This window comes from Streptomyces sp. NPDC092952 (assembly GCF_044754785.1).
In the GTDB taxonomy this organism is placed as follows: Bacteria; Actinomycetota; Actinomycetes; order Streptomycetales; family Streptomycetaceae; genus Streptomyces.
Genome location: NZ_JBIVPT010000032.1, coordinates 1 through 21,434, shown reverse-complemented (window position 1 = coordinate 21,434; position 21,434 = coordinate 1). Strand labels below are relative to the sequence as shown.

The 21,434-nt window shown below is 74.0% G+C and carries 19 protein-coding genes; 9 read left to right on the top strand and 10 right to left on the bottom strand.

The genetic code is table 11. The annotated features are described in order from the left end of the window. Positions 1-132 precede the first annotated feature (132 nt). The 6 genes from cseC to ACIQGQ_RS35460 all read right to left on the bottom strand — a co-directional run bounded on the left by cseC (position 133) and on the right by ACIQGQ_RS35460 (position 5,502). Complete coding sequence (gene cseC, locus ACIQGQ_RS35485) at positions 133-1,542, bottom strand: two-component system sensor histidine kinase CseC (protein ID WP_402404268.1); 1,410 nt, start codon at positions 1,540-1,542, stop codon at positions 133-135. After that, a complete protein-coding gene (cseB, locus tag ACIQGQ_RS35480) occupies positions 1,539-2,243 on the bottom strand; it encodes a two-component system response regulator CseB (protein ID WP_402404265.1) in 705 nt (234 codons plus the stop codon). The genes cseC and cseB overlap by 4 nt, the downstream gene beginning before the upstream one ends. A gap of 10 nt (positions 2,244-2,253) precedes the next feature. Beyond that, positions 2,254-2,991, bottom strand: a complete 738-nt coding sequence (locus ACIQGQ_RS35475; protein ID WP_402404262.1) for a hypothetical protein — start codon at positions 2,989-2,991, stop codon at positions 2,254-2,256. Then, a complete protein-coding gene (locus ACIQGQ_RS35470) occupies positions 2,979-3,587 on the bottom strand; it encodes a SigE family RNA polymerase sigma factor (protein ID WP_402404259.1) in 609 nt (202 codons plus the stop codon). Before ACIQGQ_RS35470 ends, ACIQGQ_RS35475 begins: the two co-directional genes overlap by 13 nt. A 204-nt stretch (positions 3,588-3,791) precedes the next feature. Next, a complete protein-coding gene (locus ACIQGQ_RS35465) occupies positions 3,792-4,694 on the bottom strand; it encodes an A/G-specific adenine glycosylase (RefSeq protein WP_366298645.1) in 903 nt (300 codons plus the stop codon). A gap of 169 nt (positions 4,695-4,863) precedes the next feature. Next, positions 4,864-5,502 (bottom strand): phosphatase PAP2 family protein, encoded by a 639-nt coding sequence (locus ACIQGQ_RS35460; protein ID WP_402404257.1) that lies wholly within the window; start codon positions 5,500-5,502, stop codon positions 4,864-4,866. 194 nt (positions 5,503-5,696) lie between these two features. On the opposite strand from ACIQGQ_RS35460, the gene ACIQGQ_RS35455 reads away from it, so the two are divergent. Further along, on the top strand, positions 5,697-6,518 hold the full coding sequence (locus tag ACIQGQ_RS35455) for a hypothetical protein (protein WP_402404254.1): 822 nt from the start codon (positions 5,697-5,699) through the stop codon (positions 6,516-6,518). Between the two features lie 80 nt (positions 6,519-6,598). Here the strand turns inward: ACIQGQ_RS35455 and disA are convergent, their stop codons facing one another. Together disA and radA are read right to left on the bottom strand one after the other, a co-directional pair. Beyond that, a complete protein-coding gene (gene disA / locus ACIQGQ_RS35450; RefSeq protein ID WP_402404251.1) occupies positions 6,599-7,723 on the bottom strand; it encodes a DNA integrity scanning diadenylate cyclase DisA in 1,125 nt (374 codons plus the stop codon). An 80-nt stretch (positions 7,724-7,803) separates the two neighbouring features. Further along, on the bottom strand, positions 7,804-9,216 hold the full coding sequence (gene radA, locus ACIQGQ_RS35445; protein WP_352275487.1) for a DNA repair protein RadA: 1,413 nt from the start codon (positions 9,214-9,216) through the stop codon (positions 7,804-7,806). 206 nt (positions 9,217-9,422) lie between these two features. Here radA and ACIQGQ_RS35440 point away from each other — a divergent pair, with 206 nt between their 5' ends. Further along, the gene (locus ACIQGQ_RS35440) at positions 9,423-11,192 is read left to right on the top strand and encodes a hypothetical protein (RefSeq protein ID WP_402404248.1); all 1,770 of its coding nucleotides are present in this window, start codon (positions 9,423-9,425) and stop codon (positions 11,190-11,192) included. Between the two features lie 34 nt (positions 11,193-11,226). Here ACIQGQ_RS35440 and ACIQGQ_RS35435 read toward each other — a convergent pair whose 3' ends face one another. Continuing rightward, positions 11,227-12,078, bottom strand: a complete 852-nt coding sequence (locus ACIQGQ_RS35435) for a hypothetical protein (protein ID WP_402404245.1) — start codon at positions 12,076-12,078, stop codon at positions 11,227-11,229. Positions 12,079-12,185: 107 nt separating this feature from the next. On the opposite strand from ACIQGQ_RS35435, the gene ACIQGQ_RS35430 reads away from it, so the two are divergent. From ACIQGQ_RS35430 to ilvD, 3 genes are all read left to right on the top strand, one after another. After that, complete coding sequence (locus ACIQGQ_RS35430) at positions 12,186-13,130, top strand: Ppx/GppA family phosphatase (RefSeq protein ID WP_402404243.1); 945 nt, start codon at positions 12,186-12,188, stop codon at positions 13,128-13,130. 114 nt (positions 13,131-13,244) lie between these two features. Then, positions 13,245-14,072 (top strand): sugar phosphate isomerase/epimerase family protein, encoded by an 828-nt coding sequence (locus tag ACIQGQ_RS35425; protein ID WP_402404240.1) that lies wholly within the window; start codon positions 13,245-13,247, stop codon positions 14,070-14,072. 126 nt (positions 14,073-14,198) lie between these two features. Continuing rightward, on the top strand, positions 14,199-16,049 hold the full coding sequence (gene ilvD, locus ACIQGQ_RS35420) for a dihydroxy-acid dehydratase (protein ID WP_402404237.1): 1,851 nt from the start codon (positions 14,199-14,201) through the stop codon (positions 16,047-16,049). 37 nt (positions 16,050-16,086) lie between these two features. Here the strand turns inward: ilvD and ACIQGQ_RS35415 are convergent, their stop codons facing one another. Beyond that, the gene (locus ACIQGQ_RS35415) at positions 16,087-18,273 is read right to left on the bottom strand and encodes a protein kinase (protein ID WP_402404234.1); all 2,187 of its coding nucleotides are present in this window, start codon (positions 18,271-18,273) and stop codon (positions 16,087-16,089) included. 151 nt (positions 18,274-18,424) lie between these two features. On the opposite strand from ACIQGQ_RS35415, the gene ACIQGQ_RS35410 reads away from it, so the two are divergent. Genes ACIQGQ_RS35410 through proC form a run of 4 tightly spaced genes read left to right on the top strand, consistent with a single transcriptional unit; the run spans position 18,425 to position 21,105 of the window. Then, complete coding sequence (locus ACIQGQ_RS35410; RefSeq protein ID WP_402404231.1) at positions 18,425-18,778, top strand: SH3 domain-containing protein; 354 nt, start codon at positions 18,425-18,427, stop codon at positions 18,776-18,778. Positions 18,779-18,821: 43 nt separating this feature from the next. Then, a complete protein-coding gene (locus tag ACIQGQ_RS35405) occupies positions 18,822-19,373 on the top strand; it encodes a hypothetical protein (RefSeq protein ID WP_402404228.1) in 552 nt (183 codons plus the stop codon). 53 nt (positions 19,374-19,426) lie between these two features. After that, complete coding sequence (locus ACIQGQ_RS35400) at positions 19,427-20,290, top strand: class I SAM-dependent methyltransferase (protein ID WP_402404225.1); 864 nt, start codon at positions 19,427-19,429, stop codon at positions 20,288-20,290. A gap of 5 nt (positions 20,291-20,295) precedes the next feature. Then, complete coding sequence (proC, locus tag ACIQGQ_RS35395; protein WP_402404222.1) at positions 20,296-21,105, top strand: pyrroline-5-carboxylate reductase; 810 nt, start codon at positions 20,296-20,298, stop codon at positions 21,103-21,105. The last annotated feature ends 329 nt before the right edge of the window (positions 21,106-21,434 follow it).

Genomic DNA, 21,434 nt, shown 5'->3' with positions numbered 1-21,434 from the left:
AACGGGAGGCTCCCGGGCGCACGCCCCGGGGGCCTCCCGCCGTTTCGCGCCCGCTCGTACTGCGCGCCCGCCGTTTCGCGCCAGCTGTTTCGTGCCCGCTGTACTGCGCGCCCGCGCTCGGCCGCGGCCCGGTTACGCCCGCTTGCGCCCCGGCGCCGCCCCGGCACCGTCGCTGCCGCCGCCGTCCCCGGCACTGTCGTCGCCCGCGTCCTTCGCGGCGCGCTGCTCCGCCACCGCGAGGACCGGGAAGCTTCCGGTGTTCGTCGGCGCGTGCTCCGGCAGCCACAGCACCGCGATGGCCCCGCCGGAACCCTGCGCCGCCCCCTCCGGCCCCGCGTTGCGGAAGGTCAGCCGGGCCCCGAGGACCCGTGCCTGACCGGCGGCGATGGTCAGCCCGAGGCCGTGCCCCCGGCCCGACCGGTCACTGCTGCCGGTACGGAACCGGCTCGGCCCCTCGCGCAGCAGGTCCGCCGGGAACCCGGGACCGTGGTCGCGGATCCGGACCACCCGGCCCTCGACCGTGACCTCCACCGGTGTGGCGCCGTGCTTGGCGGCGTTGCCCAGCAGGTTCCCCAGGATCCGCTCCAGCCGCCGCGGATCGGTGCTGACGTACGACTCGTGCACCACCCGCACCGTCACGTCCGGGTTCAGCAGCCCGATCCGCCGGCTGACGAACTCGCCCAGCGCCAGCTCCTGGAGCTCGGCCCGCTCCGACGCGCTGTCCAGCCGGGCCACCTCCAGCACGTCCTCGACCAGCGTCCGCATCGCCTGCGCCCGGTCCCGCACCAGCTCGGTCGGGCGGCCCGGGGGCAGCAGCTCGGCCGCCGTGAGCAGCCCGGTCACCGGTGTACGCAGCTCGTGCGCGATGTCCGCGGTGACCCGCCGCTCCGCCTCGATCCGCGCGTTCAACGCGTCCGTCAGCGCGTCCACCGCACCGGCCAGCTCGTCCGTCTCGTCCCGGACGACCCCGCCGACCGCGTCCCGCACCCGTACGTCCGTATTGCCCTGGGCGACCCGGCCCGCCGCGGCCGCCGCCTTGCGCAGCCGGCGCGACAGCTGGCCGCCGATCAGCACGCCGAGCGCGCAGCCGCCGAACACCACCGAGACCGAGCCGATGATCAGCGCCCGGTCCAGATCGGCCATGATCGTGGAGCTGCGCCCGGCGAACCGGGTGTGCAGCGAGAGGACGTCGCCGTGGCCGACCGGGACCGCCGCCCACACGTCGGGCACGCCCTTCGCGGTCTCCTCGACATGGGTGGCCCGCCGGTTCTTGGCGGTCTCCACGCGCAGGCTGTGCGGCATCGTCGGATCGTTGAGCTTGGCGCCGAAGCGGGGATCGGCCTTCTTCGTCTTCGTCGCCTCGTACAGCAGCTGCGCGTACGTCAGCCGTTCCAGCTGGACCTCGCGGGCGTTCTCCAGCATCGAGACCCGGGCCGCGTTGTGCACGACGAAGCTGAGCGCGACCGCGGTCAGCGCCCCGACCGCGGCGATCGCGATGCTGATCTTCCAGCGGACCCCCGTCCGCAGGGCCGGCCGCTTCATGGCAGCAGTTTGTAGCCGAAGCCGCGGACCGTCTCGATCCGGTCCTGGCCGATCTTGGTGCGCAGTCGCTGCACATGGACGTCCACGACCCGGGTGTCACCGCCCCATCCGTAGTCCCAGACCCGCTCCAGGAGCTTGTCGCGGGAGAGCACCGTGCCCGGCGCCGCCGAGAACTCCAGCAGCAGCCGCATCTCCGTCGGGGTCAGCGCCACCCGCTCGCCGCCCCGGTGCACCGCCATGCCCTCGGTGTCGACCTCCAGGTCGCCGAAGACCAGTACCCCGCCGGCGTCCTCCGCCTCCGGCTCGCCGCCGCCCGCCTGCCCGCCCGAGGCATGGCCGAACCGGCGCAGCACGGCGCGGATGCGGGCCACCAGCACCGCCCCGTCGAACGGCTTGGTGACGTAGTCGTCCGCACCGGCCTCCAGGCCCAGCACCACGTCGATCGAGTCGGCGCGGGCCGACAACATGATCACGGGAACCGTCGACTCGTCGCGGATGCGGCGGCAGAGGCTGACCCCGTCGAGCCCCGGCACCATCACGTCGAGCAGGGCGATGTCGGGGCGGTCCGCCCGGAACGCCTCCAGGCCCGAGAGCCCGTCGGGCATCGCGGTGACCGCGAAGCCGTCGCGCTCCAGCGCCAACTGGGTGGCTTCGCGGATGACGTCGTCGTCCTCGACGAACAGGACATGGGTCTCGGCCATCGGAATGCTCTCAGTTCCCCGCCGGCTCGGCGTCCGTCCCCGGGAGGGCGGCTCCGCCGTTGCCCACGGCTCGGTTGAAGTCGTTGTGCACCCGGTCGTGCTCGCTGAACCGGCTGCCCGCCCAGCGGTAGGTGATCACTTCCTCGCCGGAGGGGTACGCGACCGCGTCCTTCTTCTCGTAGACCTGGGTCGTCACCACCAGATCGCCGCGGTCGATGGTCCCGTAGACCGCGGGCTGCTCGACGGCGAACACGTTCTGGTACGAGCCGTTGCCCTCCCGCCGGTACACGTACGTGCCCACGCCCACCGAATCGGCGCAGGTCATCACGTTCACCACGACGTCCTGCGCCGGGCCGCCGGTCAGCGTGCCGTACGAGGTGTCCACCGGGTAGTCGGAACCGGCGCAGGGCTTCAGGTCCGTCCTGACCCGCTCGCTGACCTTGGGGTCCCGCTTGAGCAGTGCCACGGGGTCGACCCGGGTGGCGGGCCGGGCGGAGGAGGAAGGGGTGTCGCCGGGGGTGACCTGGGCGACGGGCTGGGTACCGGCCGGGCCCTCGTCCCGGGTGCCGGTGCCGCCGGTGGAGCAGCTCGCCGTGAACAGCCCGAAGGCGGCGAGCCCGACCAGGGTCGTGGCAGCCGCCGCCCGGCCGGTCAGGCGCCGGCCACGCCGGACGGCGGCCGCGTGGCCGCCGTCGTCTCTTCCGCTGCCACGGTCACCGCCGTCGCCGCTGGCTGTCAGGCCGCGCACCGCTCCCGCCCCCGTTCGTCCGTATGCCTGCCCGCCCGCGCCCGCGCCGGAACGCGGCCGACCGGCCGCTGCCGCTCCTCGGCGATCCGGGCCTCCCGGCTCGCCGCCTCGCGGCTCTCCAGCTCCTGGCGCAGCCGTGCCAGCGCACGGTGCAGCGTGCTCTTCACCGTACCGGCAGACATGCCGAGCGCGGCGGCCGTCTCCTCCGTGCTCATCTGCTCCCAGTGTCGCAGCACGACGACGCTGCGCTGCTTGGGAGCCAGCACGCCCAGTACGTCCATCAGCAGGGCGCGGTCGGCGCGCTGCTCGGTGCCGTCCTCGATGCTGGCGTCGGGCAGCTGCTCGGTCGGAACCTCGTCCAGCTTGCGCGCCCGCCACCACTCGGTACGGGTGTTGATCATGACGCGACGCAGGTAGGCGTCGGCCAGCGACTTGTCGGCGATCCCGTCCCAGCGGCCGTACGTACGGGCCAGGGCGGTCTGGAGCAGGTCCTGCGCGTCCACCGGGTCGGGGACCAGCCGTCGTGCGCTGCGCAGCAGCGCGTCCTGCCGAGTGCGTACGTAGTCCTCGAACGCGAGTACCTCGCCCTGCGCCATTCCAACCGCCTCCGTCCCCGTGGATCCCCGTGGTGCCGACGCCGGCCGTTGTGCGGTCGGGCCGTCGTCGGGCTGATGGGAAAACGCTACGGAGCGGTTGTCACGAGGCTGTGCGGAGCAGCCATACGCCGACGCACGGCTGTCCATCGGTTGTGTAACAACGGGGGCGCACGGGGGAGCGCGGGGGCGGGTACGGGGGCGTGGTCAGGTGAGGGGGAGCCGGTACTGCCCGCCGGGCAGGGGTTCGACCAGGCCGTCGGCGACCAGGCCGTCCAGGGCGCGGGCCCGTTGCACGGGCTCGTCCCACACCGCGTCCAGCGCCGACTGCGGCACCGGTGCCACGGAGTCGCGCAGCACCGCGAGGAGCCGGCCGCGGACCTGCCGGTCGGTGCCCGCGTACGTCTGGCCGCGCCGGGCCGGCCCCTGGTGGGCGGGCTTCCCGGCCAGCCGCCAGGCGCACTGCCGGGCGATCGGGCAGCGGGTGCAGTCCTCGTTCTTCGCGGTGCAGACCAGGGCGCCGAGCTCCATCGTCGCGGCGGCCCAGCGGGCGGCCCGCTCGTCCTCCTCGGGGAGCAGCTCCCGGGCCAGCCTGCGTTCGGCGGCGGTCGTCGCGTTCGGCGGGTACTGGATGCCGGTGGCGGCCCGGGCGAAGACCCGGCGGACGTTCGTGTCGAGCACGGCGTGCCGCTGCCCGTACGCGAACGAGGCCACCGCCGCGGCGGTGTACTCGCCGATACCGGGGAGCGCCAGCAGCTGGCCGTGCTCGCTCGGTACGTCGCCGCCGTGGCGTTCCGTTATGGCCTGCGCGGCACCGTGCAGGCGGAGCGCCCGGCGGGGGTAGCCGAGCCGGCCCCAGGCGCGGACCGCCTCGCCGGGCGGTTCGGCGGCCAGGTCGGCGGGGCGCGGCCAGCGGGCCAGCCACTGCTCGTACACCGGCAGGACCCGGTTCACGGGGGTCTGCTGGAGCATGAACTCGCTGACCATGACGCCCCAGGCACCCGCCTCGGGGCGGCGCCAGGGCAGGTCGCGGGCGTGCTCGTCGAACCAGCCGATCACGGGGGAGTGGAGGGACATGGGGGGCGTCTGTGTGGAAGTCGTGGCAGTCATCGCCCCTCGATCCTGGCACGGAAGGACGGACGACGGTCCCGCGTACGGCGGTGTCGCCACTCCTGGGGGCCCTTGGGGTGATAACGCCACCCGTCCGAGCCCCGCGGGTCCGGCAACCGGCCCAAGAGGCACCGGGGCGCGCACGCCCGTACGCCCCGGTGCGCGGGGCTCAGCCGTGCCGCCGCCGGGAACGCCGGGGCGCCGCGCCCGGTCCGGAGGCCCAGGCCGCCAGGGGCGCCCCGCTGCTCCGCACCGTCCGGGCCAGGGACTGCGCGGGGCGGCGCAGCAGGGCGATCACCAGCGCCGAGACCAGGGCGCCCAGCACCAGGCCGACCGCCACGTCGTGCGGGTAGTGCACGCCGACGAAGACCCGGGAGAAGGCCATCAGCAGCGCCATCGGCACGGTCAGCCAGGCCAGCACGGGCCGGACGAGCGCCACCGCGACCGCCGCCGCGCCCGCGATCGCGGAGTGGTTGCTGGGGAAGGACCAGTCGCCGTACGGCGGGCAGGTCACCAGGGAGGCCGCGGCCCCGGCGACCGCCCGGCACGGCCGCTCCTCGGTCACCGCCGACTTGAGTACTTCGCTGACCACGTAGCCGAAGGCCGTCGCCACCGGCGCCAGCACCGCCAGGGCCAGGCCGCGGTCGTCGCGGGTGCGGGCCCGCCACCACCCGGTGACGAACAGGAGGCCGAAGAGGAGGAGTCCGAGCTCCGTCCATATCTCGGCCAGATGCTGCACCCATGACGGCATGTCATGCGCGAAGTCGGTGATGTCCCGGTAGAGCGGGGCGGTAACTGAGCTGTCCATCCGACAGAGGGTAATGAATGGAGCCTGAAGTTCATTCAGGAGCCGCCCGTTGTTCAACCGTCCGGGGACGCAGGGGTGATGTGGGGGCAAATGGGGTGCGGAGCGCGGGCGCCGGGACGATGATCCGTAAAACTTGCTGACCCGAACGGCGGGTGGGGCGGGAGCCGGTGCCGATCTCTCGTAGAGTTTGGGCCGTGGGATCTCTGCGTAATCCGATCGGTCCGCTTCCCTCCACCATCTACTGGCGGCGAAGGGCCGTTGCGCTGTCGCTCGTCGCGCTGATCGCGGTGCTGATCTTCTGGGCCGTGACCTCGGGCGGGAGCAAGGGCGTCAAGAGCGATGCCCGGCCCGCCGGTTCGGGGCCCGCGAGCGAGATCACCCCGGGCCCCGGCGGCTCCGGCCCGGCCATCAGCCAGCAGCCCGGCGGGCGCGACGAGGCGGGCGACTCCGGCGGCAGCGGCGACTCCGGTGCCACGGGCGCGGGTTCCGGCGGCGCGGGTTCCGGTTCCAGCGGTACGGACGCGGGCGGCGGCGCGGACACCGAGGCCGGCGACGCGGGCGGCTCGGGTTCCGGCGGCTCGGAGGGCCGGCGGGTCCCGGCCTCCTCCCCGCTCCCCGACTGCGCCCCCGAGGCGCTCCGGATGAGCCTGGCCACCGCGAACAGCTACGCCCCCGGCGAGAAGCCGAAGTTCCGACTGACGGTCAGGAACACCTCGGCCGCCACCTGCAAGGCCGACCTCGGGCCGAGGAGCGCGGTGCTCACCGTCACCAGGGCGGGTGGCGACAACGACCGCGTCTGGTCGTCCAAGGACTGCCCGAGCGTCACGGAACCCCTGCTGATCAAGGTCCCGGCGGGCGGTACGGTCCTGCACACCGTGGAGTGGGACCGGCACAGGAGCTCCTCGCGCTGCGCGACGCCCCCGGCGGGTTCGGCCGGGCCGGGCACGTACCTGGTCGAGGCGAAGGCGCCGGGCGTGCCGGTGCAGCGCGCCCCCTTCGTCCTCGCGAAGGACTGAGCCCCGGCACACGACCCCGGACATGCGGAAGGGGCCCGGTCTCCCGGGCCCCTTCCGCATGTACCGGTCCGGCGGCGCCGTTACACGTACCGTTCGAGGATCGACGACTCGGCCAGCCGGGACAGCCCCTCGCGCACACTGCGCGCCCGTGCCTCGCCGACGCCGTCCACCGTCTGGAGATCGTCCACGCTGGCGGCGAGCAGTTTCTGCAGACCGCCGAAGTGCTCCACCAGCCGGTCGATGATCGCGCCGGGCAGCCGCGGCACCTTGGCCAGCAGCCGGAAACCGCGCGGCGAGACCGCCGAGTCCAGCGTCTCGGGGGAGCCGCTGTAGCCCAGCGCCCGCGCCACGACGGCCAGTTCGAGCAGCTCGGTGTGGGAGAGCGCGTCCAGCTCGGTCAGCGCCTCGGCGACCGTGCGGGAGCGCTTCGCGGTCGGCTCCGGCACGTAGTCGCGCACGACCAGCTCGCGCTCCGGCTCGACGCCCGCGATCAGCTCGTCGAGCTGGAGCGAGAGGAGGCGGCCGTCGGTGCCCAGCTCGACCACGTACTCCGCGATCTCGGTGGCGATCCGGCGGACCATCTCCAGCCGCTGGGAGACCGCCGTCACGTCCCGGACCGTCACCAGGTCCTCGATCTCCAGCGCGGAGAGCGTGCCCGCGACCTCGTCGAGCCGGAGCTTGTACCGCTCCAGGGTGGCGAGGGCCTGGTTGGCCCGGGAGAGGATCGCGCCGGACTCCTCCAGGACCCGCCGCTCCCCGTCCACGTACAGGGCGATCAGGCGCATCGACTGGGAGACGGAGACGACCGGGAAGTTGCACTGCTTGGAGACCCGGTCCGCCGTGCGGTGCCGGGTGCCGGTCTCCTCGGTGGGGATGGAGGCGTCCGGCACCAGCTGCACGCCGGCGCGCAGGATCTTGGTCATGTCCTTGTCGAGGATCAGCGCGCCGTCCAGCTTGGCCAGCTCGCGCAGCCGGGTCGCGGTGAACTCCACGTCCAGCACGAATCCGCCGGTGCACATCGACTCGACGGTCTTGTCCATACCGAGCACGATCAGCCCGCCGGTGTTGCCGCGGAGGACGCGCTCCAGACCGTCCCGCAGCGCCATTCCGGGCGCGACGGCGCTCAGCGAGGCGCGCATCAGCGCCTCGTTACCGGTGCCTTGGCCGGACTTTCCGGGCGATGCTGCCCGGTCGTTGGCTGCCACTGCACTCCTCCGGTCACAGGTTCGTGGTGCCCTTACATCCCTCGTGCCGTTCGCACGGACGGGCGAGACCAGGGCAAAGTCTACCGGCGTGCGCCCTCCTCCTGGGGGGCCTGTGCGCGAGACCGGCGCGGGAGGACTCTGAGCGCATCGCCCATGTTGGCGACTTCTGTGACCTTCATACCGGCGGGGATCTTCCCCGGGTCGGTCGGCACCAGCGCGTGCGTGAACCCCAGGCGGTGCGCCTCGGCCAGCCTGCGCTGCACCCCCGTCACCCTTCTGACCTCGCCCGCGAGGCCCACCTCGCCGATCGCCACCAGGTTCTTCGGCAGGGGGGTGTCGCTGGCCGCGCTGGCCAGCGCCAGCGCCACCGCGAGGTCCGCGGCGGGCTCCGAGAGCTTCACCCCGCCCACCGTCGCGCTGTAGATGTCGCGCTTGCCGAGCGCGCTGATCCGGCCGCGCTGCTCCAGGACCGCGAGCATCATCGAGACCCGGGAGGTCTCCAGGCCCGAGGTGGTGCGCCGGGGCGAGGGGATCTGGGAGTCGACCGTGAGCGCCTGGACCTCGGCGACCAGCGGCCGCTTGCCCTCCAGCGTGACGGTCAGGCAGGTGCCGGGGACCGGCTCGTCGCGCCGGGTGAGGAAGAGGCCGGACGGGTCGGCGAGGCCGGTGATCCCCTCGTCGTGCAGCTCGAAGCAGCCGACCTCGTCGGTCGCCCCGTACCTGTTCTTGACGCCCCGCACGAGACGGAGGCGGGCGTGGCGGTCGCCCTCGAAGGACAGCACCACGTCCACCAGGTGCTCCAGCAGGCGGGGGCCCGCGATCGAGCCCTCCTTGGTGACATGGCCGACCAGCAGCGTGGACATCCCGCGCTCCTTGGAGGCCCGGATCAGGGCCCCGGCCACCTCCCGCACCTGCGCCATGCCGCCCGGCGCCCCCTCGATCTCCGGCGAGGCGACGGTCTGCACCGAGTCGAGGATGAGCAGGGAGGGCTTGACGGCGTCCAGATGGCCGAGGACGGCGGAGAGGTCCGTCTCGGCGGCGAGGTAGAGGTGGTCGTTGATCGCGCGGATGCGGTCGGCACGCAGCCGGACCTGGCTCGCCGACTCCTCGGCGGTGACGTAGAGCGTGCGGTGCTCGTCGGAGGCCGACTTCGCTGCCACGTCCAGCAGCAGCGTCGACTTGCCGACGCCCGGCTCGCCCGCGAGGAGCACGACGGCGCCCGGCACGAGACCGCCGCCGAGTACCCGGTCCAGCTCGCCGACACCGGTCGACCGGGCGGTGGCCTGCCGGCTGTCGACCTGGCCGATGGGGAGCGCGGCGGAGCTGACCCGGCCGGCCGCGGTGGTCCGCACGGCGGGGGCGCCGCCGAACTCCTCGACCGTTCCCCATGCCTGGCATTCGGGGCAGCGGCCGAGCCATTTGGCGGTCGTCCAGCCGCATTCGGAGCAGCGGTAGGACGGCCGGTCCTTCGCGGATTTCGTACGGGCAGCCATGACGCCCACCGTATAGGTGGGGTACGACAACGCCGCCGGGCACCGCTGCGGAGCCGGAACCGCCGGGCCCCGCAGGGCGTCCAGGGTGCGGACCACTCGACGGAATCCGGGATTCCTGTCCCCTTTTGAGCGATACGTTCACCCGTAAGGGTTAAAAGTGCTGAAGGTGAGCTAATGGTGTGCCGGGTGCTGCCTACGGTCGCAAGGTGACGAGCAGCGGTCTGGAGCCCCCCACGCACACCACCGGCGCACACCGGACGCGGGGCAGTGCGCCCCGCCTTTCGGCGTACACGCCGTCCGCGCTGTCCTCCTCGTCGCGCCGGCCGCCCGTCCGCTACGAACCGCATCTCGACGGCCTGTTCACCTACTGCCTCTCCGTGCTCTGCGACCACGACGCCGCCACCGAGGCGCTCGGCGGCGTGCTGGCGATCGCGGAACGGCAGGGCGGCCGGTGTCCGGCGGGCGAGGAGGAACGTAAATCCTGGCTGTACGCGCTCGCCCGGTGGATGTGCCTGCGCAAGCTCACCGAGCAGAAGCAGGGCCGCCAGGCCCATCGGCGCCGGACCGGCGCGACCGCCCCGGGGGCGCGCACCGGACGGCGCATGCCCCCGTCCCGGTCCCCGCTCCCCGCCCCCGCGTCCCCGCCCGCCTCCGGGGCCGCCGCGTCCCCCGAGGCGGAGGCCGCCGAGGCGCACCGCCGCGAGCTGGCCCAGCTGGCCTGGCCCGAGGCGGCCGGCACCACCCCCGAGCAGCGCGAGGCGCTCGAACTCGCGGTGCGCCACCGCCTCGCCCCGCGCGCCGTCGCCTCCGTCCTCGGCCTCGACCCGGCCGCCGCCCGCGAGCTGCTGGCCGCCGCCGCCTGCGAGGTGGAGCGCACCCGCGCCGCCCTCGCCGTCGTGGAGACGGGCAACTGCCCGATCGTCGCCCGGCTCACCGGCGACCACCGGGTCCTGCTCTCCGCCGCCCTCCGCCGCGAGCTGGTCCGCCATGTCGACGACTGCCCGCGCTGCCGCAGGGCCGCCGAGCGCGCCGGTGCCCAGGGGCCGTGGCCCGGTTCCACCGTCGCCCCGGCCGCCGCGCTGCCGGTCGTCGCCGCGCCCCGCCGCTCGGCGTACGTCGCGATGGCCCACGCCCGGCGCAGCCGCTCCGGCGGCCCGCGCTTCGACCGGGCGGGCTTCCCGATGGACCCGAAGGACCACGCCGCGCGCCGGGACCGGCTGCGGGCCAGGGTCGTCACGACGACGGTGGTCGCCACGGTCGTCGCCGCCCCGGTGATCGCGCTGTGGACCGCCTACCGGGGCGCGCCGCAGTCCGGCGAGGGCCGGGGCGGCGCGTCGATCGCCGCGACCGAGAGCGAGGGCCACCGCGACCCCGCCCCCTCGGGCAGCCGTTACGAGAACGCGGGCAACGCCCGGCCCCAGCCCGGCGCCGGCTCCGGGGACGGCCGGGCCCCGGACGTTTCGGTGGAGGTGATCGGCTCCGGCCCCGGCCTCACCGTCGAGGCCCGTACCTCCGGCGACGTCACCCGTATCCGGCTGACCGCCTCGGGCGGGGCGCCGGTCGCCTGGTCGGCCCACGCGGACGCCTCCTGGGTGCGGCTGAGCCGCCCCTCGGGCACGCTCGCCACGGGCGGCTCCACCACGCTCCGGGTCCTGGTGGACCACCGGCGGGAACCGGCCGGTCCGTGGAGCGCGCGCATCACGCTCGCCCCGTCCGGCTCGGTGGTGGTGGTCCGGGGGAGCGGGGCGCGGCCGCCCGCCCCCGCAGCCCCGCCGCTCCGGCCCCTGGTCACCGCGGCGCCCGCCCGGCCCGCGCCGGACCCGTCGCCCACGGCCCCGGCCCCCGTCGACCCGACACCGTCCCCGACGCCCACGACGACCCCGGCGGACCCGGACCCGGGCCAGGGCGGCCATCCCCCGGAGTCCCCGGACCCGACCGGCTCCACGGACCCCGCCGGCCCGGCCCCGTCCGGCTGACGGCTCTGACGGCCCTGGCGCCCCGGCGGAACGATCAGGCCGGGTCGGCCGGGTGCGGGGCCATCGGCAGCAGGGCGGCGAGCCGCTCCTCGCACAGCTCGGCCAGCCGCTGGTACGCCTTCTCGCCCATCATCTCGGTGAGTTCGGGCCGGTACGAGACGTACACCGGCTCCCCGGCCCCGTGCGCCGAGGTCGCCGAGGTGCACCACCAGTGCAGGTCGTGGCCGCCGGGGCCCCAGCCCCGGCGGTCGTACTCACCGATCGACACCTGGAGCACCCGGGTGTCGTCGGGCCGGTCGATCCAGTCGTAGGTGCGCCGGACCGGCAGCTGCCAGCAGACGTCCGGCTTCGTCTCCAGCGGCTCCCGGCCCTCGCGCAGCGCCAGGATGTGCAGCGAGCAGCCGGCGCCCGCCGCGAACCCCGGCCGGTTCTGGAAGATGCACGAGCCCTGCCAGCGGCGGGTCTGGCGCTCCCCGTCGTCGTCGACCTCGACCCAGCCGGTGCCGGTGCCGACGTCGTGGAACTGCCACAGCTCCGGTGTCAGCCGCTCGACGTGCGAGGCCACCCGCCGCTCGTCGTCCTCGTCCGAGAAGTGCGCGCCCAGCGTGCAGCAGCCGTCGTCGGCCCGGCCCGCCTGGATGCCCCGGCAGCCGCTGCCGAAGACACAGGTCCACCGGGAGGTCAGCCAGGTCAGGTCGCAGCGGAAGACCTGCTCGTCGTCCTCGGGGTCGGGGAACTCGACCCAGGCGCGGGCGAAATCGATCCCCACCTCGTCGTCGGCCCCGTCCCCGGCGGGGGCCGGACCGTTCACTTCCCGCTGCATCGCCTGCTCCGCCTTCTGCTTCTTCGTGTTTTTGCCCGGCTTCGCCTTTTTCGTCTTTGGCACGTGCCCAGCGTACGGCCGACAGAGGGCCGGACGGCGGGCCGGAGCGGGGCGGGAGCACCCCCGACCACCGGTCGGAGCGGCCCAGGGGCCCCGGTAGCGTTTCGGCCATGAGACTCGGAGTCCTGGACGTGGGTTCGAACACGGTGCACCTCCTGGTGGTGGACGCGCACCCCGGCGCGCGCCCGCTGCCCGCGCATTCCCACAAGGCGGAGCTGCGCCTGGCCGAACTCCTCGACGAGGACGGGGCGATCAGCCCCGAGGGTGTGGACCGGCTGGTCGCCACGGTCGCCGACGCGCTCCAGGCCGCCGAGGACAAGGGGTGCGAGGACGTCCTGCCGTTCGCCACCTCGGCGGTGCGGGAGGCGAGCAACGCCGACCGGGTGCTGGCCCGGGTGCGCGAGGAGACCGGTGTCGACCTCGCCGTCCTGAGCGGCCCGGAGGAGGCCCGGCTCACCTTCCTCGCCGCGCGCCGCTGGTTCGGCTGGTCGTCGGGGCGGCTGCTGGTGCTCGACATCGGCGGCGGTTCGCTGGAGGTCGCGTACGGCATGGACGAGGAGCCGGACGTGGCGGTCTCGCTGCCGCTCGGGGCGGGCCGGCTCACCGCCGGGTGGCTGCCGGGCGATCCGCCCGACCCGGCGGACGTGAAGGCGCTCCGCCGCCATGTGCGCGCCGGTATCGCCCGCAGCGTGGGGGAGTTCACCCGCCTCGGGCGCCCCGACCACGTCGTGGCCACCTCCAAGACCTTCAAGCAGCTCGCCAGGATCGCGGGTGCCGCACGCTCCACCGAGGGCCTGTACGTCCAGCGCAACCTCTCCCGCAAGGCGCTGGAGGAGTGGGTGCCCCGGCTGGCCACGATGACCGCCGGGCAGCGCGGCGGCCTGCCCGGCGTCTCCGAGGGCCGGGCCGGCCAGTTGCTCGCCGGGGCGCTGGTCGCGGAGGGCGCGATGGACCTGCTCGGGGTCGAGGAGCTGGAGATCTGCCCCTGGGCGCTGCGCGAGGGCGTCATCCTGCGCCGCCTGGACCACCTGCCCGCGGGGAACGGGTCTCGCTGAGCCGAGGCCCCGCGGGGCGCAGCGGGAGGGCCGGGAGGGCCCCGGCCCCATGGCCCTGCTCACTTTCCGCCACGGTCCCTCGGCGCGGCGTACCGCTGCCCGTACGCTGTCCCAGTGGCAGAACCAGTGGTGCGCGTCCCTGATGCGAAGGTCGCCCTGTCGACGGCTTCGGTCTACCCGGAGTCGACGGCGACGGCCTTCGAGATCGCCGCGCGCCTCGGGTACGACGGCGTCGAGGTCATGGTGTGGACCGACCCCGTCAGCCAGGACATCGAGGCGCTGCGGCGGCTCTCGGACTACCACGGGGTGCCGATCCTGGCCGTCCACGCGCCCTGCCTCCTGATCACCCAGCGCGTCTGGTCCACCGACCCGTGGGTGAAGCTCCAGCGGGCCCGGACGGCGGCGGAGCGGCTGGGCGCGTCGACCGTCGTGGTCCATCCGCCGTTCCGATGGCAGCGCCACTACGCGCGCGACTTCGTCACCGGCGTCTGGCGGATGGCCGACGAGACCGACGTGCGGTTCGCCGTCGAGAACATGTACCCCTGGCGCTACCGGGACCGCGAGATGCTCGCGTACGCCCCCGAGTGGGACGTCACGCACAACGACTACCGCCACTTCACCGTGGACCTCTCGCACACCGCGACGGCCCGCACCGACGGCATGGCGATGGTCGGGCGGATGGGCGAGCGGCTCGCCCATGTCCACCTCGCCGACGGCAAGGGGTCCAACAAGGACGAGCACCTGGTGCCCGGCCGGGGCGACCAGCCCTGTGCCGAACTCCTGGAGCACCTGGCCCGTACCGGCTTCGACGGCCATGTCGTCATCGAGGTCAATACCCGCCGGGCCATGTCCGCCGCCGAACGCGAGGCCGACCTGGCGGAGGCGCTGGCCTTCACCCGGCTCCACCTGGCCTGGTCCCCGACCGGGACGCAGCACCCGTAGCACGAGCCCCACCCGTACCGCCCACACACCGAGCAAGGCGTCCCGCATATCGGACACTCTGTCCAGATCTTGGAGCGGGGGGCGTACGCTCGAAGGCAGTCCTTAACGTCGAAGGAGCGAGAGACGATGCCCCAGCTGAGGTCCCGCACTGTCACTCACGGCCGCAACATGGCGGGCGCCCGCGCCCTCATGCGGGCCTCGGGCGTAGCGAGCGAGGACATCGGCAAGCCGATCATCGCGGTCGCCAACTCCTTCACCGAGTTCGTCCCCGGCCACACCCACCTGGCGCCGGTCGGCCGGATCGTCTCCGACGCCATCAAGGCGGCGGGCGCCGTGCCCCGCGAGTTCAACACCATCGCCGTCGACGACGGCATCGCGATGGGCCACGGCGGGATGCTCTACAGCCTCCCCTCCCGCGACCTGATCGCCGACTCCGTCGAGTACATGGTCGAGGCGCACTGCGCGGACGCGCTGATCTGCATCTCCAACTGCGACAAGATCACCCCCGGCATGCTGATGGCCGCGATGCGCCTCAACATCCCGACGGTCTTCGTCTCCGGCGGCCCGATGGAGGCCGGCAAGGCCACCCTGGTCGACGGCACGGTCCGCAAGCTCGACCTGATCAACGCGATCAGCGACGCCGTCAACGAGAACATCTCCGACGAGGACATCCTCCGCATCGAGGAGAACGCCTGCCCCACCTGCGGCAGCTGTTCCGGCATGTTCACCGCGAACTCGATGAACTGCCTGACCGAGGCGCTCGGCCTCTCCCTCCCCGGCAACGGCTCCGTCCTCGCCACCCACACCGCCCGCCGGGCGCTGTACGAGGAGGCCGGCCGCACGGTCGTCGAGATCACCCGGCGCCACTACGAGCAGGACGACGCCACGGTCCTGCCCCGCGCCATCGGCACCCGCGCCGCCTTCGACAACGCCATGGCGCTCGACATCGCCATGGGCGGCTCCACCAACACGATCCTGCACCTGCTGGCCGCCGCCCAGGAGGCCGAGCTGGACTACGACCTGGCCGACATCGACGCCGTCTCGCGCCGCGTCCCCTGCCTGGCGAAGGTCGCCCCCAACGTCGCCCCCGGCGGCACGTACTACATGGAGGACGTGCACCGGGCCGGCGGCATCCCCGCCATCCTCGGCGAGCTGCACCGCGCCGGACTCCTCGACACGAACGTGCACGCGGTCCACTCCGACTCCCTCGACGAGTGGCTGAAGGAGTGGGACGTCCGCGGCGGCTCCCCGTCCCCGGAGGCCGTCGAGCTGTGGCACGCCGCCCCCGGCTGCGTCCGCTCCGCCACCGCCTTCTCCCAGTCCGAGCGCTGGGAGACCCTCGACCTCGACGCCGCCGGCGGCTGCATCCGCGACCTGGCGCACGCCTACTCCAAGGACGGCGGCCTGGCGGTCCTCAAGGGCAACCTCGCGGAGGACGGCTGCGTCGTGAAGACGGCGGGCGTCGACGAGTCGATCTGGACCTTCGAGGGCCCGGCGGTCGTCTGCGAGTCGCAGGAGGAGGCCGTCGACAAGATCCTCCGCAAGGAGATCAAGGAGGGCGACGTCGTCGTCATCCGCTACGAGGGCCCGCGCGGCGGCCCCGGCATGCAGGAGATGCTCTACCCGACCTCCTTCCTCAAGGGCCGCGGCCTCGGCAAGAGCTGCGCCCTGGTGACCGACGGCCGCTTCTCCGGCGGCACGTCGGGCCTGTCCATCGGCCACGCCTCGCCGGAGGCCGCCTCGGGCGGCACGATCGCCCTGGTCGAGGACGGCGACCGGATCAGGATCGACATCCCGGAGCGCTCGATCGAACTGCTGGTCCCCGAGGCCGAGCTGGCCGCCCGCCGCACGGCGCTGAACGGCGCGTACGCCCCGAAGGACCGCGACCGCAAGGTCAGCGCCGCCCTGCGGGCCTACGCCGCGATGGCCACCAGCGCCGACCGGGGCGCGGTGCGCGACGTCTCCAAGCTCGGCTGAACCCCCGCGTCCGAGGACCCCGTCCGCCGGTGAACCCTCACCAGCGGGCGGGGTCCTCGCCGTCCACGGCGAACACGGACCCGTCGGGCGCCGTCCCGACGACCGCCCGGCCCACCACCACCGGGGCGGGCAGCGCCGCCGCGTAGCCGAGCCGCCCGTCCCGCAGCCGGGGCCCGGTCTGCCCCAGCAGCTTCCCGCGACCGGTGTCCACGGCCAGCAGCCGCCCGTCCGCCGCCGAGAAGTACAGCCGGTCCCCGGCGGCGAGCACCGGCGCCGAGGTCCGCCCGGCGGCGGTCTCCAACTGCCAGCGCACCGCGTCGCCGGCGTCCGTGCCGCCGCCTCCCGCCCGGGTGCCGACCGCCACCAGCGTCCCGCCGCGCCCCAGCAGATAGGCGGTGTCCCCGCCCACCACGACCTCCGGGTCGTTCATCCGGAACGGCAACGCGGTCCGGACGGCCTTCCTCGTCCCCGGGTCGTAGCTGACCAGCCCGACCGTCTGGGTGTCCCCGTTCATCTCGGTCAGCACGAGCGCCCCGTCCGAACTCCCCACCGGGGTCAGCATCCCGTCCAGCCGCCGCTGCCAGGCCGTGCGGCCCGACGCGGGATCGACGGCCGTGACCAGCGTGCTCGACCCGTACGACGAGTTCTCGAAGGCGTAGGCGAGCCCGGTGCCCGCGTCGTACAGCGCGTAGTCGGGGCGCCGGTGCCCGGCGAGCGCGTGCCGCCACAGCGAGACCCCGGTCGCGGCGTCCAGCGCCTCGGTCGTGCCGTCCCCGGCCACCAGCAGAAGGGTGTCGCCCGCGGCGAAGGGGGTGCCCTCGTACGGGGAGAGGTCCGCGCTCCAGACCGGCTCGCCCTTGGCGGGGTCGTACGCCCGGATCCTCCCGCCCGGCACCGCCGTGTGCATCAGACCGCCGGAGACCGACACCACCCCGGCCGGGGTGCCGACCACCGAATGCCGCGACCACTGGATCCGGCCGTGGACGGGGTCCAGCCGGGCCGCGCCGGTCCCGTCCGCCGCGCAGTACAGGGCGGAACCGTCCGGGGCCGCGCAGACCGGCGTCGTCTTCTCGCCCAACGCGATGTCCCACGGCGAGAACTCCTCCGCCGCGTCCTCCTCCGCGCCCCCGGCCGGACCCTCCGCCGCCGCCCCGCCGGAGCCGCCGAGCACCGCGCCCGACCCCACGGCCCACGCCCCGCCCGCGCCCATCACCAGCAGCACCGCCGTGGCCGCCAGCCACCGCCGCTTGCCGCCGCCCGCCCGGCCCCGCCCGCCCGCCGCCCGCACATGCGTGTCGACGTCCGCGCCACCGTCCGCCGCACCACCGCCGGGTTCCGGGGCGGGCACCGAGGTGGCGAGCGGCCGCCGCTGCACCGGTACGAACGCGGCGGCGTCGTACGACGGCGGCCGCAGCGCCGCCATGATCTCGTCGGGGGTGGGCCGCTCGGCCGGGTCCTTCGCCAGGCACCGCCCGATCAGCGGGGCCAGGTCCTCGGGCACCCCCGCCAGATCCGCCTCGTCGTGCACCACCTGGTACGCCACGATGTACGGACTGTCCGAGTCGAAGGGCCCCCGCCCGGTCGCCGCGTGGACGAGCACGGCCCCCAGCGCGAACACGTCGGCGGCGGGCCCGACCTCGCGCGGCCGCTGGAACTGCTCGGGCGCCATGTACGGCGGCGAACCGATCAGCTTGCCGGTCTCGGTGCGCAGGTCGCTGTCGTAGGGACGGGAGATCCCGAAGTCGATGACCTTGGGCCCGGAGTCGGCGAGCAGCACGTTGCTCGGCTTGAGGTCGCGGTGGATGACCCCGGCCCGGTGGATGTCGCGCAGCGCCTCCGCGAGCCCCGCGGTCAGCCGCCGCAGCGCCGCCGGAGCCATCGGCCCGTTCCGCTTCACCTGGTCGGAGAGGGTCGGGCCGGGAACGTACAGGGTGGCCATCCAGGGCAGCGCGGCGTCCGGATCGGCGTCGACGACCGGTGCGGTGAAGGCGCCGCTGACCCGCCGGGCCGCCCCGACCTCCTGCCGGAAACGTGCCCTGAACTCGGGATCCGAGGCGTACTGCTGATGCACCACCTTGACGGCGAGCTGGAGCCCGGAGGCGGAGCGCGCCAGATGCACGACCCCCATGCCCCCCGCGCCCAGACGCGTCTCAAGGCGGTACTGGCCCGCATGGTCCGGATGTTCCGCTTCCGGACCGGCCCCGGTACCTCGCAGCGGCGGCATCGCCCACCCCCGTGTGTTCGTCCGCAAGCGCGACGCACGGAGCCTAGTCGATGGTGCGTGCGATACGGATGGGGCTTGTAGCCTGCGCGTCGTACCTGTCGTACGGGCCGGATTCCGGCCGTACGGACCGTCTTGCGAGGGGGAGGCCCTGATGGCCATGGACGAAGAGAACGAAGTGACGACCGCGGAAGCGGTGGACGGCGCCGCGCCCGGACCCGAGGACGTCGACCCCGTGGCGCTCGCCGCGGAGGACGGCGTCACCCGGTACCCGATCGCCCCCGGCTACCGCGTCAACGTCCGCCGGGGCCCGGGCACCAAGTACGGCATCGTCCGCACGCTCCCGTACGGGGTGAAGGTGGGGATCTACTGCCAGAAGGCGGGCGAGTCGGTCAAGGGCCCGTACGGCACCTCGAACATCTGGGACAACATCGCCAACGGCCAGTTCGTCGCGGACGCCTACGTCCACACCGGCAGCGACGGCTACATCGCGCCCCGCTGCGACTGACCGGCACGGCTCCCGGCGCACCCGCCCGGGGATAATCGGCTCCGTGAGCGAGAACAGCGAAGCCCCCGGCACCGGTGCCGCGCCCGGCCCGCACCCCGAGCCCCTGCGTTTCTTCGGTACGACCTGGGTCGACCACAGCGGGGGCTACGGGCTGCGCCGGGTGGGCGCGGCGGCCGGCTCGCTGGCCGCCGCGGTCGCCTCCTGCTTCGTGCTGCGCTTCGCCTTCCAGGGCCTGGAGATCGCCGACGTCGGCAGTTTCGTCGGCATCCTCGTGGTCCTGATGTTCGCCATCTGCAGCGCCGTCGCCTTCCGCAAGACCTGGGAGGGCTTCGGCCGCCGCCCCGCCGATCCGGAGCGCGAGGCGAGTCTGCGCGGCATCAAGACGATCGGCTTCGTCGGCTCGCTGCTGGCGTACTTCTTCCGCACGTTCCGGGAGGCCCCGGGCGAACGGCTGCACCGCGAGGAGTACGAGGCGGCCGTGGCCCGCTACGAGAAGCGCCGCTCCACCCGGACCGGGAACCCGGCGGCCCGCAAGCAGAACAGGTCCGCCAAGCAGGGCGGCACCACGAGGCCCAAGCGTCCCAAGCGCCCGTAGCGCCACGGCCCGCGCCCTGGCGCGGCGCATCCATGGCGGGCCACGATGACCCCATGGACCCCGCCGACACCACAGGCCCCGAAGTCCCCGACACCACCGCTCCGCCGACGCCCCGGGCGCTCTCCTTCGACCGGGCGGCCGCCCAGTACGCCGCCGCCCGCCCCGGCTACCCGCCCGCGCTCCTCGACGCCGTCGAGGAACTGGCACACCGCCCCCTGCGCGGCGCCCGCACCGCCGACATCGGCGCCGGCACCGGCATCGCCACCCGGCTGCTGCACGAGCGCGGCGCCCGGGTCACCGCCGTCGAGCCCGGTCCCGGCATGGCGGCGGAGCTGCACCGCTCGCTGCCCCGCCTGCCCGTGGTGCGCGGCGACGGCAACCGCCTCCCCCTCGCCACCGACTCCGCCGACCTGATCACCTACGCCCAGTCCTGGCACTGGACCGACCCGGAGCTGGCCGCCCCCGAAGCGGTACGGGTCCTGCGCCCCGGGGGAGCCCTCGCCCTGTGGTGGAACATCTCGGACCAGTCGGTCCCCTGGGTCGCCGAACAGGACGCCCGCCTCCGCCGCTTCCTCGGCGCCGGGGAGTCCGTCCACGGCCACCCCGCCCACGCCCGCACCCTGCCGCCCGCGCTCGACTTCGCGCACCGCATGCTGCCCTGGACCCGGCGCGTTCCCCTCGACACCCACCTCGCCAACCTCGGCAGCCACTCCGCCTTCCTGGTCATCGGCGACGCACGCACCCGGACCTTCCTCACCGCGGAGCGCGACCACCTCGCGAGGGTCTTCCCGGACGGCACGGTCGAGGAGAGCTACGCCGTCCAGCTGTACGTGGCGACCACCCCGATGGTCCGACGGGCCGTGGGGGAGGATGGCGGACACGAGCACGGAGAACCGTCAGCACCGCCCGGAGGGTGAACCGCATGGCCCAGACAGTCGCAGTCCTCGGCACCGGAAAGATCGGCGAGGCGCTGCTCAGCGGCATGATCCGGGCGGGCTGGCGCCCGGCGGACCTGCTGGTCACCACCCGCCGTGCCGAGCGCGCCGAGGAGCTCCGCAACCGGTACGGCGTCGACTCCGTGGACAACGCCGAGGCCGCCGCCCGCGCCGACATCCTCATCCTCGCGGTCAAGCCGCAGGACATGGGCCGCCTCCTCGACGAGCTCGCCGGGCACCTCACCCCCGACCGCCTGGTCATCAGCGCGGCCGCGGGCATCACCACCGCGTTCATCGAGGAGCGCCTCGCCGCGTACACCCCGGTCGTCCGCGTCATGCCGAACACCCCGGTCCTGGTCGACGAGGGGATGTCCGTCATCTCGGCGGGCAGCCACGCCACCCCCGAGCACCTCGCCGCGGCGGAGGCGATCTTCGGCGGCGTCGGCAAGACCCTCCGCGTCCCCGAGTCCCAGCAGGACGCGGCGACCGCTCTGTCCGGCTCGGGGCCCGCGTACTTCTACTTCCTGGTCGAGGCGATGACCGACGCGGGCATCCTGCTCGGCCTGCCCCGTGCCCAGGCCCACGAACTGATCGTCCAGGCCGCGATCGGCGCCGCAGTGATGCTCCGCGACAGCGGCGAACACCCCGTCAAGCTGCGCGAAGCCGTCACCAGCCCGGCCGGCACCACCATCAGCGCCATCCGTGAGCTGGAGAACCACGGCGTACGGGCCGCCCTCATCGCAGCCCTCGAAGCCGCCCGCGACCGCAGCCGCGAACTGGCCTCCGGCAACGGCTGAGCCGGCGGTGAAGCCAGGGGTTGACACGGCCCGCCCCGATCCGTAATGTGCTCCGAGTTGTCCGACGTGAGCGCCGACTCCGGTCGGTCCCCGGACAGCCAATCCGCAGTAACCACTTCTGACCAGCGACACTTGTCGCCCGGTTTTTCGTGCGCATTTGCGGAATGAGGAATCCGCGTTCGCGAGAACGCCCCCGATTAGCGTCGGAGCCAAGGAATCCGCTAAAGTCTCACTCGTCGGAACGGCCCAAGGGCCGGGAAGACAAACCCCGCTGACTGGGAATCAGGCCCGAAAGGATCTGATAGAGTCGGAACCGCCGGAAAGGGAAT